This window comes from Pedobacter cryophilus (genome assembly GCF_005116455.1).
Lineage (GTDB): Bacteria > Bacteroidota > Bacteroidia > Sphingobacteriales > Sphingobacteriaceae > Pseudopedobacter > Pseudopedobacter cryophilum.
Window position 1 is genome coordinate 510,612 of sequence record NZ_SWBP01000002.1, and the last position, 14,838, is coordinate 525,449.

At 33.7% G+C, this 14,838-nt stretch carries 17 protein-coding genes; 11 read left to right on the forward strand and 6 right to left on the reverse strand.

Annotated features, from left to right (window positions below; genetic code table 11):
• The first annotated feature begins 1 nt into the window (after nt 1).
• The 6 genes from FA046_RS07475 (at nt 2) to FA046_RS07500 (ending at nt 5,288) form a co-directional block, all read left to right on the forward strand.
• Entirely contained in the window at nt 2-550 is a 549-nt protein-coding gene (locus FA046_RS07475; RefSeq protein WP_136825761.1) for an NADH-quinone oxidoreductase subunit J family protein, read from the forward strand.
• A 56-nt stretch (nt 551-606) separates the two neighbouring features.
• Nucleotides 607-948, forward strand: coding sequence for a type II toxin-antitoxin system RelE/ParE family toxin (locus FA046_RS07480; protein ID WP_136825762.1), 342 nt, complete (start codon nt 607-609; stop codon nt 946-948).
• 4 nt (nt 949-952) lie between these two features.
• Nucleotides 953-1,279, forward strand: coding sequence for a helix-turn-helix domain-containing protein (locus FA046_RS07485; RefSeq protein WP_136825763.1), 327 nt, complete (start codon nt 953-955; stop codon nt 1,277-1,279).
• A 61-nt stretch (nt 1,280-1,340) separates the two neighbouring features.
• On the forward strand, nt 1,341-1,646 hold the full coding sequence (nuoK, locus tag FA046_RS07490; protein WP_136825764.1) for an NADH-quinone oxidoreductase subunit NuoK: 306 nt from the start codon (nt 1,341-1,343) through the stop codon (nt 1,644-1,646).
• Nucleotides 1,646-3,691 carry an NADH-quinone oxidoreductase subunit L gene (gene nuoL, locus FA046_RS07495; protein ID WP_136825765.1) on the forward strand — a complete coding sequence of 682 codons (2,046 nt, stop codon included), beginning with the start codon at nt 1,646-1,648 and terminating at the stop codon, nt 3,689-3,691. Before nuoK ends, nuoL begins: the two co-directional genes overlap by 1 nt.
• A 1-nt stretch (nt 3,692) precedes the next feature.
• Complete coding sequence (locus FA046_RS07500; protein ID WP_136825766.1) at nt 3,693-5,288, forward strand: complex I subunit 4 family protein; 1,596 nt, start codon at nt 3,693-3,695, stop codon at nt 5,286-5,288.
• Nucleotides 5,289-5,308: 20 nt separating this feature from the next.
• Here the strand turns inward: FA046_RS07500 and FA046_RS07505 are convergent, their stop codons facing one another.
• Together FA046_RS07505 and FA046_RS07510 are read right to left on the reverse strand one after the other, a co-directional pair.
• Entirely contained in the window at nt 5,309-5,602 is a 294-nt protein-coding gene (locus FA046_RS07505) for a type II toxin-antitoxin system RelE/ParE family toxin (protein WP_136825767.1), read from the reverse strand.
• Nucleotides 5,592-5,828: a hypothetical protein gene (locus tag FA046_RS07510; protein ID WP_136825768.1), complete on the reverse strand. Its 237-nt coding sequence runs from the start codon at nt 5,826-5,828 to the stop codon at nt 5,592-5,594. The genes FA046_RS07505 and FA046_RS07510 overlap by 11 nt, the downstream gene beginning before the upstream one ends.
• Before the next feature lie 160 nt (nt 5,829-5,988).
• On the opposite strand from FA046_RS07510, the gene FA046_RS07515 reads away from it, so the two are divergent.
• The gene (locus FA046_RS07515; protein ID WP_136825769.1) at nt 5,989-7,455 is read left to right on the forward strand and encodes an NADH-quinone oxidoreductase subunit N; all 1,467 of its coding nucleotides are present in this window, start codon (nt 5,989-5,991) and stop codon (nt 7,453-7,455) included.
• Between the two features lie 247 nt (nt 7,456-7,702).
• Here FA046_RS07515 and FA046_RS07520 read toward each other — a convergent pair whose 3' ends face one another.
• The 3 genes from FA046_RS07520 to FA046_RS07530 all read right to left on the reverse strand — a co-directional run bounded on the left by FA046_RS07520 (nt 7,703) and on the right by FA046_RS07530 (nt 8,762).
• Nucleotides 7,703-8,107 carry a Dabb family protein gene (locus tag FA046_RS07520; protein WP_136825770.1) on the reverse strand — a complete coding sequence of 135 codons (405 nt, stop codon included), beginning with the start codon at nt 8,105-8,107 and terminating at the stop codon, nt 7,703-7,705.
• Between the two features lie 191 nt (nt 8,108-8,298).
• Entirely contained in the window at nt 8,299-8,538 is a 240-nt protein-coding gene (locus tag FA046_RS07525) for a type II toxin-antitoxin system RelE/ParE family toxin (RefSeq protein ID WP_136825771.1), read from the reverse strand.
• Nucleotides 8,514-8,762 (reverse strand): hypothetical protein, encoded by a 249-nt coding sequence (locus tag FA046_RS07530; RefSeq protein ID WP_136825772.1) that lies wholly within the window; start codon nt 8,760-8,762, stop codon nt 8,514-8,516. The genes FA046_RS07525 and FA046_RS07530 overlap by 25 nt, the downstream gene beginning before the upstream one ends.
• 363 nt (nt 8,763-9,125) lie before the next feature.
• On the opposite strand from FA046_RS07530, the gene FA046_RS07535 reads away from it, so the two are divergent.
• Nucleotides 9,126-11,030, forward strand: coding sequence for an amidophosphoribosyltransferase (locus FA046_RS07535; protein WP_136825773.1), 1,905 nt, complete (start codon nt 9,126-9,128; stop codon nt 11,028-11,030).
• A gap of 51 nt (nt 11,031-11,081) precedes the next feature.
• Here the strand turns inward: FA046_RS07535 and FA046_RS07540 are convergent, their stop codons facing one another.
• Complete coding sequence (locus FA046_RS07540) at nt 11,082-11,711, reverse strand: LysE family translocator (RefSeq protein WP_136825774.1); 630 nt, start codon at nt 11,709-11,711, stop codon at nt 11,082-11,084.
• A gap of 171 nt (nt 11,712-11,882) precedes the next feature.
• Here FA046_RS07540 and FA046_RS07545 point away from each other — a divergent pair, with 171 nt between their 5' ends.
• The 3 genes from FA046_RS07545 to FA046_RS07555 all read left to right on the forward strand — a co-directional run bounded on the left by FA046_RS07545 (nt 11,883) and on the right by FA046_RS07555 (nt 14,822).
• Nucleotides 11,883-13,310 (forward strand): MFS transporter, encoded by a 1,428-nt coding sequence (locus FA046_RS07545; RefSeq protein ID WP_136825775.1) that lies wholly within the window; start codon nt 11,883-11,885, stop codon nt 13,308-13,310.
• Between the two features lie 57 nt (nt 13,311-13,367).
• A complete protein-coding gene (locus FA046_RS07550) occupies nt 13,368-13,820 on the forward strand; it encodes a deoxycytidylate deaminase (RefSeq protein WP_169303323.1) in 453 nt (150 codons plus the stop codon).
• 168 nt (nt 13,821-13,988) lie between these two features.
• Complete coding sequence (locus FA046_RS07555) at nt 13,989-14,822, forward strand: hypothetical protein (protein ID WP_136825776.1); 834 nt, start codon at nt 13,989-13,991, stop codon at nt 14,820-14,822.
• The last annotated feature ends 16 nt before the right edge of the window (nt 14,823-14,838 follow it).

The window sequence follows — 14,838 nt, forward strand, 5'->3', positions numbered from 1 at the left end:
GATGGATGTAGCGCAAATTATATTTTACATTTTAGCGGCTATTGCGGTGCTCAGCGGTGTTTTTGTGGTGAGTAGTGGGCATTTGGTTCGTTCTGTATTTATGTTTTTTGTGACTTTATTTGCCGTTGCCGGATTATATGTTTTTGCTTTGGCAGATTTTGTGGCTTTAACGCAGGTTGTGATTTACGTAGGTGGCGTTTTAGTTTTATTGCTTTTTGCATTTATGCTCTCCAACAAAGAATCATTAGATGGTTTTGGGAAAATATCTTCTGGTTTATTATCTACCAATCGTTTAGCCGGGGTAATTATCTCCTTTGCTTTCCTGTTTATTTTGGTGATGATTTTTAGTAAAATAGATTTTGAATCTTTAAACTGGATAAAAGCATCACAATTGAGCGGAAACGTTAAAACCGTAACAGATGACACCATTAAAAATATAGGTGTAAACATGATGAGTAAATATCTTTTACCCTTAGAAATGGTTTCTATTTTATTAATGATGGCTTTAATTGGTGCGGCTCATATTGCGAGAAAAGAGTCTCATGAATGATAAAAACGTTAGTTTCTAAATTTGGAAACTTTTAATTAATTTTGAATATATTTAAGTTGATATACTTTGAAACAAGATTTTTAGAAGAGGCTGATCAATTCATAGCGACACTTGACTTAAAAACTGTAAAAAAGGTTTTTTACAATATAGATTTGGCAGAACAAACCAATGACCCAAAGTTGTTTAAAAAATTGCAACATGATATGTGGGAATTTAGGATAAGGTATAATGGTTTACAAGTTAGATTGCTCGCCTTTTGGGACAAAACCAATAGCAATCATACCCTAGTTTTTGCTACACATGGATTTATCAAAAAGGTAGATAAAGTTCCGGCAAATGAAATTGAGAGAGCAGTTAGAATAAAGAACAATTATTTTGATTTAAAAGGAAAAATTTAACGTCATGGAAAAAGAAGAAATAAAATCATATTCTCTTTCAGAAATGAAGGACAAATATATTGGAACTTTAGGCTCTGTAGAAAGAGAAAACTATGAATATGAGCTTAGAATGGATGTTTTAGGGAGAATGATTAAAACAGCAAGACAAGAACGTAATTTAACTCAAGAACAATTGGGTGAATTAGTTGGAGTTAAAAAAGCTCAGATTTCAAAATTAGAAAGTAGTGCAAATAGCGCAACTATAGATACTATATTAAAGGTTTTTAAAGCGCTTAAAGCGGATATAAGCTTTAATGTAACTCTCGAAAATCAAAAATTGCAGTTGTTATAATGGTTTTATTTAAATCATATAATTTAAAAGGGTTCATTATTGGTCAAAATAATAGGAATTTATGATCCCTTTACAACATTTCTTATTTGTAGGCGCAACTTTATTCTCATTAGGATTATTTGCCGTAATTACCCGTAAAAATGCCATTCAAATTTTGATGGGAATTGAGCTCATGATTAATGCTTCTATTTTAAATATGGCAGCTTTTGGCAAATATGATAAGGTTGATAATACCGGTCAAATCTTTGGCTTGTTCATTATTGTTTTGGCGGCAGCAGCAGTTGCGGTGGCGCTGGTTATCATCATGAATTTATATAAAAGGGCAAAATCTATTGATCCTAATCAAACCAATACATTAAGAGGCTAATGGAAAGTATATTTACACCATATATGCTTTTTAATTTTGCTTTAATAGCCATTACAGCTCCTTTTTTAGCTTTTATTTTTTCTTTAATCTTTAAAAGATTTGCTGCTGTTATTGGTATTGCAAGCATTGGTTTGTCTTTCATTAGCTCGTTAATCTTATTTATTGGAGTTTGGAAAAAGCCGGTTTTACATTTTTCTTTTGATTGGATACAACTCGCTAATTTTAAAATAAACTTAGGCTTTTTACTGAACGATTTAACGGTGATTATGCTTTTGCTGATCTCCTTCATCGCCTTATTGGTCCATATTTATTCGGTAGAATACATGAGGAAAGACGATCTGAAATACAGGTATTTCGCTTACCTCAGCTTGTTTTGTTTTGCCATGTTGGGGGTAGTTTTAGCTGATAATCTTTTCCTAGTTTATATTTTTTGGGAGTTGGTTGGTTTTGCTTCTTATTTACTTATTGGTTTTTGGTTCAAAAAAGAAAAAGCCGTTTTGGCTAATAAAAAAGCTTTCATTATGAATAGGATAGGAGACGTTGGTTTCCTTATCGGTTTAATGATTTTGCTCACTCAATTCCACACTTTAGATATTGATGTACTATTTGGGCAAGGAAATTTAATCGCTTCTTCTTTTGTTAAAAACGATATTTGGGCAACACCTTTTGGCTTGATGCCTGCTTATTGGTTAAGCATAGCAGGCTTTTGTTTTTTTGCTGGAGCCATCGCCAAGTCGGCACAATTTCCTTTACACACTTGGCTGCCCGATGCAATGGAAGGTCCAACAGCGGTTTCTTCTTTAATTCACGCTGCAACTATGGTGGCGGCAGGTGTTTTTTTACTCTTAAGAATTGCGCCATTATTTAACCAATTGGTGTTAACCAGCATGGCGGCTATTGGTTTATTTACCGCTTTTATGGCGGCAAGCATCGCGGTAACGCAAACTGATATTAAAAAAGTATTGGCTTTTTCTACCATTTCACAATTAGGGTTTATGATTTTAGCAGTTGGTGTGCAAGACAATGCCGCGGCTATTTTTCACTTAGTTACTCATGCTTTTTTTAAGTGTTTATTATTCTTAGCGGCCGGAATGGTGATTCATCAATTGCATCATTTAAAAGAAAAATATCAGGAAAATTTTGACGATCAAAGTTTAGAAGTAATGGGTGGTTTAAGAAAACTCATGCCTATTACTTTTATCGTTTTTGTGGCCGCTTCAATTGCTTTGGCAGGATTGCCTTTTACGTCAGGCTATTTATCAAAAGACGCCATTTTAGTGAGCGTTTTTGAATGGGCTGATGAACGTGGCGGCATTTATTGGGTTTTTCCTTTATTGGTTTCTATCACCTCATGGCTCACTACTTTTTACATTTTTAGAGTCGTTTTTAAAGCGTTCTTCGGCGAATTTAGGTTGCCTCAAATTTTGGGTAAAACTGCAGAAGAGTTAAAAATTACCGATCCTAATCGTTGGATGACCATTCCGGTAATCATTCTGGCTTTGTTTTGTTTTGCATTATTCTTTGCCTACAATCCATTTAATTTAGAAAGTTCGTGGATTTATGGAAGCTGGAACAACCATCCACATCATACAGGAATGTATCCTATTTTAGTCCCTATTTACATTAATGTACTCAGTTTTGCCTTAATTTTTATGGCTTATCAAGCGTATGCAAAAAACACATTTGCGTTCAATAATCAGGCGAGTTGGTATTATAAACTATCTTTAAACCAATGGTATTTTAATAGTTTTTATGATGTTTTTTTAATCAAAATATTGATGCTTAAAACCAAAGCCTTTTACTGGTTTGATCAAAAAATAATAGATGGATTTATCCATTTATTAAGCAATATCATTATCATCATTTCAAAAATAACCTCTTGGTTTGATCACTATATTATTGATGGTTTAGTAAACGGCTCGGCTTGGCTAGTCAGCAGGCTTGGTATTTGGTTAAGAGGCATGCACAGTGGCAAATTGCAACATTATTTTATTTGGATGTTGCTCATATTTTTATCATTCTTTATTTATAAACTCATCATTTGATATGGGATTATTATCCATTTTAATATTTCTTCCCTTGGTTTTTGGCATGTTCATCTTGCTGATGCCTAAAGCGTTGAATCATTATTTTAAATACTTAACAGTCGGCGTTTCGTTAGTCCAACTTTTAATTGCCAGTTGGCTGTATTTTAATTTTAAAACCGGAGATGGTTTTACCGGCGTAAACCAATTGGCACAATACCAATGGGTCGAGAAATTGGATTGGATAAGACTAGATGTGGGCAGTTTTGGTACCCTACAAATAGATTATCTTTTAGGTGTTGATGGTTTTTCAATAGGCTTAGTTTGGCTTTCGGCTTTAGTAATGCTCATCGCTTCGCTTTCATCATGGGAAATTAAAAGTAATTTAAAAGGATATTTTGCCCTTTTTTTATTGTTAGATACGGCTATTATTGGTGTCTTTTGCTCCTTAGATTTGTTTCTTTTCTACATTTTTTACGAGTTAATGTTATTGCCTTTATATTTTTTAATTGGAATGTGGGGTGGCGTTCGCCGAGAATACGCAGCTATTAAATTCTTCTTATACACGCTTTTCGGGTCTATTTTTATGTTATTGGTCATTGCAGGTTTATATCTGTCAGTAACCGATCCCGAAACCGGAAACCATACTTTTAACCTGGTTCACGCCATGAATCCTGCAAATTATTCAGCAGGTTCTATTTTCTCGGCATTAGACAATATTCAAATTTTAGGTTTCTCGGCCAGGGCAATAGGGTTTATCATTGTGTTTATCGCTTTTGCCATAAAAGTTCCGGTTTTCCCTTTTCATACTTGGCTACCCGATGCTCACGTAGAAGCACCAACGCCAATTTCTATTATCCTTGCTGGCATTTTGTTAAAAGTTGGCGGGTACGGCATCATCAGAATTGCCTACGGAATTTTCCCTGATATAGCCATTTCACTTTCATGGTGGATGGGATTGTTAGGCGTAATTTCTATTATTTATGGAGCAATGAATGCTTTGGCTCAAACCGATTTAAAAAGATTAATTGCCTACTCATCTGTTTCACACATGGGTTTTGTACTGTTAGGCATTGCTTCTTTAACTTCAGAAGGGATTAATGGCGCCATGATGCAAATGATTTCTCATGGTTTCCTTTCGGTGATGTTATTCTTTATTGTGGGGGTAATTTATAACCGTGTTCACGATAGAGATATTTATAATTTTAGAGGTTTAGCCAACCAAATGCCGGTTTTTACCGGTTTTGTGATGATTGCTTTTTTTGCTTCTCTCGGTTTACCCGGCTTTTCAGCCTTTATTGCCGAAGCTTTTTCTTTAATTGGCGCTTTCAGTTCTCAAAGCTTAAACGGTTTGTTACCACGATGGATGGCTGTTGTAGCCGCAATCGGAATTTTATTGGGAGCAGGTTATTTCCTTTGGACCTTACAACGCATGTTTTTTGGCACTTTAAGACTCAAAAAAGAAGAGTGGAAAGCACAATTGGTAGATTTAAATTTCAGAGAAAAATTAGTGTTATTCCCTTTAGCTGCTTTAGCTTTAGTTTTAGGTATAATGCCCTCTTTAGTTTTTAATGTAATGAGCTCATCTATCAATCAGTTTATATTATTGTTTAAATAATATGGATTAATCTATTGAATTTATTTGGGTCTCTTTTTTGGATTTCTCCTATCATGAAAACAAGAAATAATTTTGAGTGATTTATTTTCTTCATCAATAATGAAGTACAAAGAATAAGGGAATTTCTTAAGCTTAAAAGCTCTGATATTTTTATATCTAATTTGGTAAAATGGATTTTTAGATAAAGAGGAGTAAGCGTTTTTTAAGGATAAAATAAAGTATTTTGGAGCATCAGCACTGTAAAGCGAATAATAATCTATAGCATTCTCAATTTCACTTTGGGTTAAAGGTGAGATTGAAATTTTATACGCCATACTTAGAACTTAACTTTTGTATTGATTCATCAGCACTTAAATAATCTTTATCATCTTCTAACAATCGTTCATCTAAAACTGCTTTCATTTGGTCACTCAATTCAAAATCATCAGTATCCTCTTCAACAATAATAGTGATAGGTTTAGATTTGAAAGTTGTTTTTATAGCATCCAAAATATCAGAATTTAATTCTTGTGCTGATGTTAAATGATAGGTGGTATACATTGTTAATTTGATTAGTGAAATCCTAATTATTATGATTTGAATATTAATATGATTAAATATAGAAAAAAGAAAAATTATAACGTTGTAAATTTCTCTAATTGTACATTTGCCCAAAGAAATTTGTTTTTAAAATCTGAAAGAAGATATTTTTAATTCATCCATGCAAAACCTCCCAAACATTACCCAAACTACCAATGATATTTTAAATTCGCTGCCCTATTTAGCAGCAGAATGGACAATTATTGCTGGCTTTTTATTGGTGATTTTGCTTGATTTATTTGTCAAAAATTCAAAGCAAATTGCTTTTGCTTTCGCAATGCTGAGTTTAATTATCAGTGCAGGGTTCTTATACAAACAATTGCAAGAAATTAATACCAATTTACTCTTATTTAACGGCATGTTTAGCTTAACAAAAGCAGCTACTCAGTTTAAATTATTGGTGGTTTTTGCCTCTCTTTTATCGCTTTTGTTTTTCTATCAAGATCATCGTTTAAAGCATCATACCAAAGGAATTAATGATTTTATCAGCATATTTTTAGCCTCAGTTTTAGGCATGTTTTTACTCATTTCTTCTGCTAATTTATTGATGCTATACCTTTCTATTGAAATGATTTCTTTAGCTTCTTATTTAATGGTGAGTTATAATGCTTATAAAAATAAACAAGCCGAAGCAGGAATGAAATATGTGTTATTTGGCGCTGTAGCTTCGGCCATGATGTTATACGGAATCAGCTTAATTTATGGCTTTACTGGCACCATTAACCTTTACGGAGATGAATTAGCTAATGGATTAATCCAAATTGGTAATGCCGGAAGTACTTTAGCCGTTATTTTATTGATGACAGGGATTGGATTTAAATTATCTTTTGTCCCATTACATTTCTGGACTCCCGATGCTTATCAAGTTGCGCCCACTTCTGTCACTTCTTTTCTTTCTACCGCACCCAAAATTGCAGTTTTTGGCTTGTTATTTTATATTCTACCTCAATTTCAAATATTAGGAGGAAATGTATTTGCACAAATAATACTAGGCGTAGCAGCCATTTCTATGATTTTGGGGAATACCATTGCCATTTTTCAGCAAGATCCAAAAAGGATGATGGCTTACTCGGCCATTGGGCATACGGGCTTTATTTTAATGCTTTTTCTGCTTCCGCAAGATGCCATTTTAAAAGCCTTATTGTTTTATTTGGTCGCCTACACCTTAATGAATGCAGGTACTTTTATGTCTTTCACCTATTTAGAAAATAAGTTTGGAGCTTTAACCCTTTTAAATTATAAAGGTTTAGGTAAAAAAGCGCCATTTATTGGGGTTTTAATTGTCCTTTTAATGATTTCCCTCACCGGTTTGCCTCCAACAGCAGGGTTTATAGCTAAGTTTTTAGTGTTTAGTGCTTTAATTAATTTGGCTTCCGCCGATGTTTATGTTGCAGGTTTATTGGCGATAGCCGCTTTAACTACAGTAGTTTCTTTATTTTATTATCTAAAAATCCCATTAAACTTCTTTTTAAAACCAAATGAAAATGAAGTAAAAGAGCAGGAGGGAGGTAATTTCTTATTGATTTATGTAGCCATTATTGCAACCTTAATTTTAATGATAGGAATCTTTCCTTCTATTGTTGCTTAATAGCTGATAGTCAGAAATCTCTGTATATGGATGACAAAAATGTTATAAAAATGGGAAAAGCCAAATCCTATGATTCCAACTTAGAACCTATGTCTGTTGAGGAATTTAACAACAATATAGATCAATCATTAGATGATTCTATTAATGATAGAATAATTAAGGCCTCCGATTTGAAATCTAAAACTCAAGAGTGGGGTTCAGTTTTTCACTTATTGAACAACCCATCGGGGGGAAATGTATGTTAACATCACATCTCTAGCGCATCATAAACCACTACTTTAGCCATTAAATGACTGCACTTTTCTACAAAAGCTAAATGAATAGGATGTTTTTGGTAAATAAGTTGTCCTTCCAAATCATCAAAAAACAACAATTCGGATACCTGCCAACTCGTATCCACAACTTCTCTTTTTTCGGTGCTGGCTAAAACACCAATATGTATTTGTTTTACTGTTTCAATCTTTTCTAAGGTTTTAAGTCCTTCAATTAATTGTTGTAAATCTTCTTGTGAGTCAGGGTTTTTTAGCCAAAAGAAAACATGATGCACCAATTGCTTTTTTTTAGGTTTAGGTAAAACCGATGCCGATACCGCCAAACTTGTTCCTAAAATGGCAGTAGTCGCTAAAAATTTTCTTCTGCTGTTTACTTTCATAATTGTTAATGGATAATTTTTTGTTTAATCAATATTAGTATTCAATTTGTAAAACGGTTTCTCTTTTTTCTGAAAATATTTATTGATCTTGAATGGAGAATGAGATTAAATATTTTCTTCTAAGTACTTAAGAAGTTTTTTTGGATCTTGCCTATTATCCCAAAAACTTATTATCCAAATATTTTCTTCTTCTACTTTATACACAATGCTAAATGTCGAACTGAGGCTATTCTGATTTTTGGGAATTTACTAGCCATAGCACTAAATGGATGAGCAACAATAAATTCAATCTTTTCCCAAGTGATTTTGGCTAATTTTTCTGAATAAGATGTGGATTTATTCCTATTTATCCAATAGGTGAGAATTTCATAAAATTGAATTTCTGCTGTTTTGGTCCATTCAACTATTAGCCTTTTTTCTGTTTTAGCCATTCAGTTGTGTTTTCCATAAATTGGTTGTGATTAGTGGTTCTTCCGTTTATAATATCTTCTTCACTCATCTTAATCATTAATTCTTGCTCTTTTGTAAATTCAATAACTTCCTTTTTCATTTCTCCCGATGAGATAAGATGATCTAAAGCAATCAAGAATTCAGTATTTCTGATAGATAGAATTTTATTAATCAATTGATTTCTAATTTGATCTACTTGTGCCATACTCAAATTTAAAAAAGTTTAAGGAGATTTTTAATAGTTAATTTCATAGTGTTTTTCAGCCTAGTTTTTCATTCCCTTAAATTTAAAAACATTTGAGGTAAAACCAAGTTTCTTGCAAGAACCTAAGTTAAATAAACCTGATTGGACGAAAAGCCCGGATTGGCTTTTAGCGGGATAGTGTGATGACAAGCCAAACGGACTTGTAGGGAAAGCAGGGCTGCTGCAACCTATAAAATACTGCTTTTGCTTTTCTAAAATAAAATCACAATAAATTTTGTGTAAAGAAATGTGACGCTAATGACGTTTTAGATTTCGCTTTCCCTGATAAAGTACTAATTTTGTGAGCTTCATTAAAACTCAATAATGAGCGACTCAATCAAACACGAATGCGGTATTGCATTCATCAGATTACTCAAGCCTTTATCTTTTTATCAGGAAAAATACGGTACGTCACTTTATGGCTTAAACAAGCTGTATTTGTTGATGGAAAAACAGCATAATCGTGGGCAGGATGGTGCCGGAATTGCGACTATAAAACTGGATATTAAGCCAGGCAACCGTTATATCAGCCGTTATCGTTCTATGGAGAAAAATGCCGTTCAGGATATTTTTTCTTACGTGATGAAGAAGTTTGCTGATGTAGAAAAGCAAGATCCAGCTTTGTTAAACGACCCTACTTGGCTAAAAGAAAATGTAAGTTTTACCGGCGAGGTTTTGTTGGGGCATTTACGTTACGGAACTCACGGAAAAAACAGCATAGAGGCTTGTCACCCATTTTTACGTCAGAATAATTGGATGACTCGTAACTTGGTGATTGCCGGAAATTTTAACATGACCAATGTTGATGAATTGTTGCAACAATTGTATGATTTAGGTCAGCATCCAAAAGAAAGAGCCGATACGGTTACGGTTTTAGAAAAAATTGGTCACTTTTTAGATGATGAGAACCAATTGCTTTTTGATAAATTTAAAAGAGAAGGTTATGATAATGCGGAGATTTCTCAGCTCATAGGCAATCATTTAAATGTAGGTAAGATTTTAAAAAAATCTGCTAAAAGCTGGGATGGTGGTTATACCATTGCGGGTATTTTGGGTCATGGAGATGCTTTTATATTAAGAGATCCAGCAGGAATTCGTCCGGCTTATTATTATCAGGATGATGAAATTGTGGTAGCAGCGTCAGAAAGACCGGCTTTGCAAACAGCATTCAATATTAAAATTGGGGATGTAAAAGAAATTCAACCTGGGCATGCTTTAATTATTAAAAAAGACGGTACTGTAACCGAGGAGATTTTTAGAGAGCCGGTAGAGAAAAAAGCTTGTTCATTTGAGCGTATTTATTTTTCTAGAGGTAGCGATGCTGATATTTATCGTGAGCGTAAAAAATTAGGTGATTTACTGACTTCAAAAATTTTAGATCGAGTAGATCATGATTTAGAGCATACCGTTTTTTCTTATATACCCAACACGGCCGAAGTTGCTTTTTACGGTTTAGTAGAAGGTTTGCACTCTTATAACAGAAAAAAGCAAAGAGATGCACTGGTGCATAGCCGAAATAATTTAACAGATGAGGAATTAGATAGGATTCTTAAAATTACGCCAAGGGTAGAAAAACTGGCCATTAAGGATGTGAAAATGAGGACTTTTATTACGCAAGATGCAGATAGAAGTGATATGGTTGCTCATGTTTATGATACTACTTACGGTTTGGTAAAGCGAGGTGTGGATACCATTGTGGCCTTAGATGATTCTATTGTGAGAGGAACTACCTTAAAGCAAAGTATTTTAAGGATTTTTGATAGATTGGGACCTGTAAAAATCATTATTGTATCATCAGCACCTCAAATCCGTTACCCAGATTGTTATGGTATTGATATGAGCCGTATGGGCGAATTTGTTGCCTTTGATGCTGCCATTCAGTTATTAAAAGAACGTGGTATGCAACAACTGATAGATGATGTTTATACAAAATGTTTAGCTCAGGCTGATGCACCAAAAGAAGAGGTGATTAATCATGTTAAAGAGTTATATGCTCCTTTTAGTCCCGAAGAAATATCGGCCAAAATTGCCGAGATTATCACCCCAAAAGAAATCTCAGCTAAAGTAGAAGTGATTTATCAATCTTTAGAAAATTTACATGAGGCTTGTCCAAATCATTTAGGTGATTGGTATTTCTCAGGAAATTATCCAACCCCAGGTGGAAATAAAGTGGTAAACAGGGCTTTTATGAACTGGAAAGAAGGGAAGAATAATAGAGCTTATTTATAGGCTGTAGTCCATGGTTTATGGTCGATGGTCCATGGACTATCGACCATAATATCAAATAAGCGTATCCGAAAAAATTAAATTATAGATCAGCTTTAGCGCAAAAACAATAATTAAAACTCCAGCAATTTTATTGAGGTTTTGAATGGTTTTCTCCTTGATTTTATAACGCATTCTGTGTGATAAATAGGCTTTTAAAGTATCCATGCCAAATAAGGTAATTAAAATAGCACCAAAAAAAGGTATCACTTCTCTCGACGTTAAATTGCCGTAAACAGAATATACACCGCTGGTTACACTTACCCAATACAACAAAAGAAAAGGATTGAAAATACACATGAAAAACCCTTTTAGAAAGTAGCCTGCATGTTTTGTTTTAGAAGGAATCTCGTCGTAATTAATTTTTACTTTCTTTAGCAGGTAATATAAACCAATACTCATTAGTACCACACTGCCCATAATGCCAATTGGAATACGATAAGTACTTTCGAAACTGAGCAGAGTGGTGCCAAATAAGGTAATCACTACATAAACTAAATCGCTAATTACAACACCAGAGGCTAATGCTACGCCAGCGTAAAAGCCTTTTTCTATACTTGTTTTAATTAATGCGAAAAAAACGGGTCCGGTTAAAAACGACAATACAATACCTAAGCCAATTCCGTAAACGATAAGTTCTAACATGAATGTTTTTAAATGGTTTATCCTTTAATGCGAATATGCAATTTTCAAAAGTAAAACCATAGTTTAATTTTAATTGAAAAAATTTAAATATATAACGATTCTAAAAAAAATGAATTATGTTAGGCCTTAATTATAAATTTATTTTCAAAATTTTAAAGGTTTAATCTTCATATGGAGCAAAATTTAAAAACTAAATGGGCGCAGTTTATTCCTTTAGTTACAGTATTCTTTTTTTGGGGCTTTGTTGCGGCCAGTAATGATATTTTAATTCCAGTATTTAAGAAAGCATTTGACTTAACCCAAAGCCAAAGCCAGTGGGTATCCTTAGCATTTTATATTGCTTACACGGTTGGGTCTTTAATTTACATGGGGATATCCATGTTATTGAAAAAAGATTTAATCAATATCATTGGATATAAAAATGGACTTGCTTTAGGCTTAGTTATTTCGGCTGTGGGTACTTTGTTATTTTACCCAGCAGCAAATTTAGGTTCGTTTCCTTTAATGTTAAGTGGTTTGTTTATTGTAGCCTTAGGGTTCTCTTTACAACAAACGGTAGCTAATCCCTTAGCCATTGCTTTGGGGCCTATTACAACAGGTTCTCAACGATTAACTTTGGCAGGCGGAATTAATAATTTTGGGACTACCATTGGGCCTTTAATTGTAAGTTTTGCAATTTTTGGTTCAAGTGCCAATGCAAATACTGATATCAGCATTGAAAGTGTTAAAATCCCTTATCTAATTTTGGGTGCAGCTTTTTTGCTTGTTGCCGTGTTTTTGAAATTTTCTTCTTTGCCAGATAGGCCACCTCTAATTGAGGCTTCTGATGATACTGGCTTAAAAGGTTCGGCTTTAAAATACCCTCAATTGGTAATGGGAATGATCGCCATTTTTGTATACGTAGGCGTTGAAGTATCTACTGCCAGTAATTTACCAGCTTACATGGAAAAAGATTTGGGTTTTGCAATAAAAGATATCGCACCTTATATTTCTTTGTATTGGGCAAGTTTAATGATTGGTAGATGGACTGGAGCGGTAGAAGCTTTTACAGATAATATTTCGACTCAAAAAGTACTCCGTTTTATTGCACCTTATCTTGCTTTTGGTATTTTTTTATTAGTGAATGCTATAGCAAAGCATGATTTAGCCCCGTTTTATGTTTACGGCTTAATTATTTTAGTTTTAATTCTTGCTGATTTCATGAGTAAAGGTAATCCTGCAAGAATGTTATTGATATTTTCTCTAATTGGGATAATTGCATTATTAACAGGAATGTTTACCAGCGGGATGATCAGCGTTTATGCATTTACAAGTGTAGGTTTGTTTTGCAGTACTTTATGGCCATGTATTTTTACATTGGCAGTAAGTGGCTTAGGTAAAAACACAAGTCAGGGAAGTAGCTTCTTAATTATGATGATTATGGGTGGTGGTATTGTAAGTTGGCTGCAAGGCTATGTTTCAGAATATACCGGTATTCAATACAGTTATGTAATTGGAATTCTTTGCTTTGCTTATTTGGCTTATTATGCTTGGAAGGTGAGTGGAATTTTAAGAAAACAAGGAATTAGCTTTGATAAGCAAGTTGCAAGTGGCCACTAATTGAATGAATAAAAATAAAGTTCTTTGTTAAAATAATAAGAACTGTAATGATTTAAAATGGTAAAGAAACCAAGTTTTAATGAGATTTATATGAATTTAGCTTCCGACTTGGCTAAGCGTTCGCATTGCGTAAAAAACCAGGTTGGGGCGGTTCTAACAAAAGATACCCGTATCATTTCCATTGGATACAATGGTCCGCCAGCCGAAACTCACAATTGTGATGAAGAATGGCCTTTAGAGGGTTGCCCTAGAGATTCTAGAAATAGTTGTTCTTTGGCTTTACATGCCGAAGAAAATGCCATTCTTTATGCTGTAAAAAATGGAACGCAAATTCAGGGAGCTACTCTTTACACCACTTTATCTCCTTGTATTGCTTGTGCAAGGCTAATCTTGTCTTCGGGTATTATTGGAGTTTATTTTAAAGATTCTTATGCCGCTTATAAAGGTTTAGCTACTGATGAAGGGGTAGATTTTCTAAATAAATTTGGAGTAGCATGTACTAAATTGTAAAATGATTTCAATAATTGTTATATTGACAATTGAAAGCCTCGTTTTTTTATAGAAATGGGGCTTTCTTGTTTAAAAGGAGTTTTTGTTATCAAATCTTTAAATCAATAATTTTATGCTAAAACAAGAATGGATATTTTTAAGTTTGATAATTAAAACTCAAAAAAAAATATGCGTTACCTATTCCTTTTTTTTATTCAGTTAATTGCAGGTGCTTTAACAGCTCAAAACTTAAAAGATAATCGCATAAATGAACTTTCTGGTTTGGTGGTGTCTTCTAAAAGTGATGATTTGTTATGGGTACACAATGACAGCGGCGATGAAAGCAGGATATTCTTGATCAATAAAAAAGGAGAGACTTTAAGTACATTTAATTTTAATAAAAAAGTAATAGATTGTGAAGATATTGCCATAAATACGAGTAAAACAGGCGTTCAATTATATGTTGGAGATATTGGCGATAATGCTGCAAAAAGACCATTCGTTAGCGTTTATAAGTTTCAAGAACCCAACCTTTCTTTAAGAGGAGAAAAAGAATTTCCTATTCAAAGAGTAGAGGAGTTAAGATTTAAATATCCTGATGGCGCCAGAGACGCCGAATGTTTAATGATTGATCCAATAGACCAAAAAATTTACATCGTTTCTAAAAGAGAAGATAGTGTTGGGCTTTATTCTGCACCTTTAAGCAGTAAAGCAGGAAGTATCATCACCCTAAAAAAAGAAACAACACTTTTCTTTAAAGCTCCAAAAGGAGCTAAATGGATAACAGCAGGAGATATTTCTTTAGATGGAAAGGTGGTGCTTATTAAATCTTACATACACATCTATTATTGGGACCGTCGCAAAGGCGAAACATTAACACAATGCCTTAAACGACCTTATGTAGGTTTGCCTTACAAGCCTGAGCAACAAGGTGAAGCTGTTGGTCTTACGCATAGTGGTACACAATATTATAGCATTGGCGAGGGGAAAAACACAGAGGTTAATTTTAAAACAATCAAATAATTGACTTGATAAAATA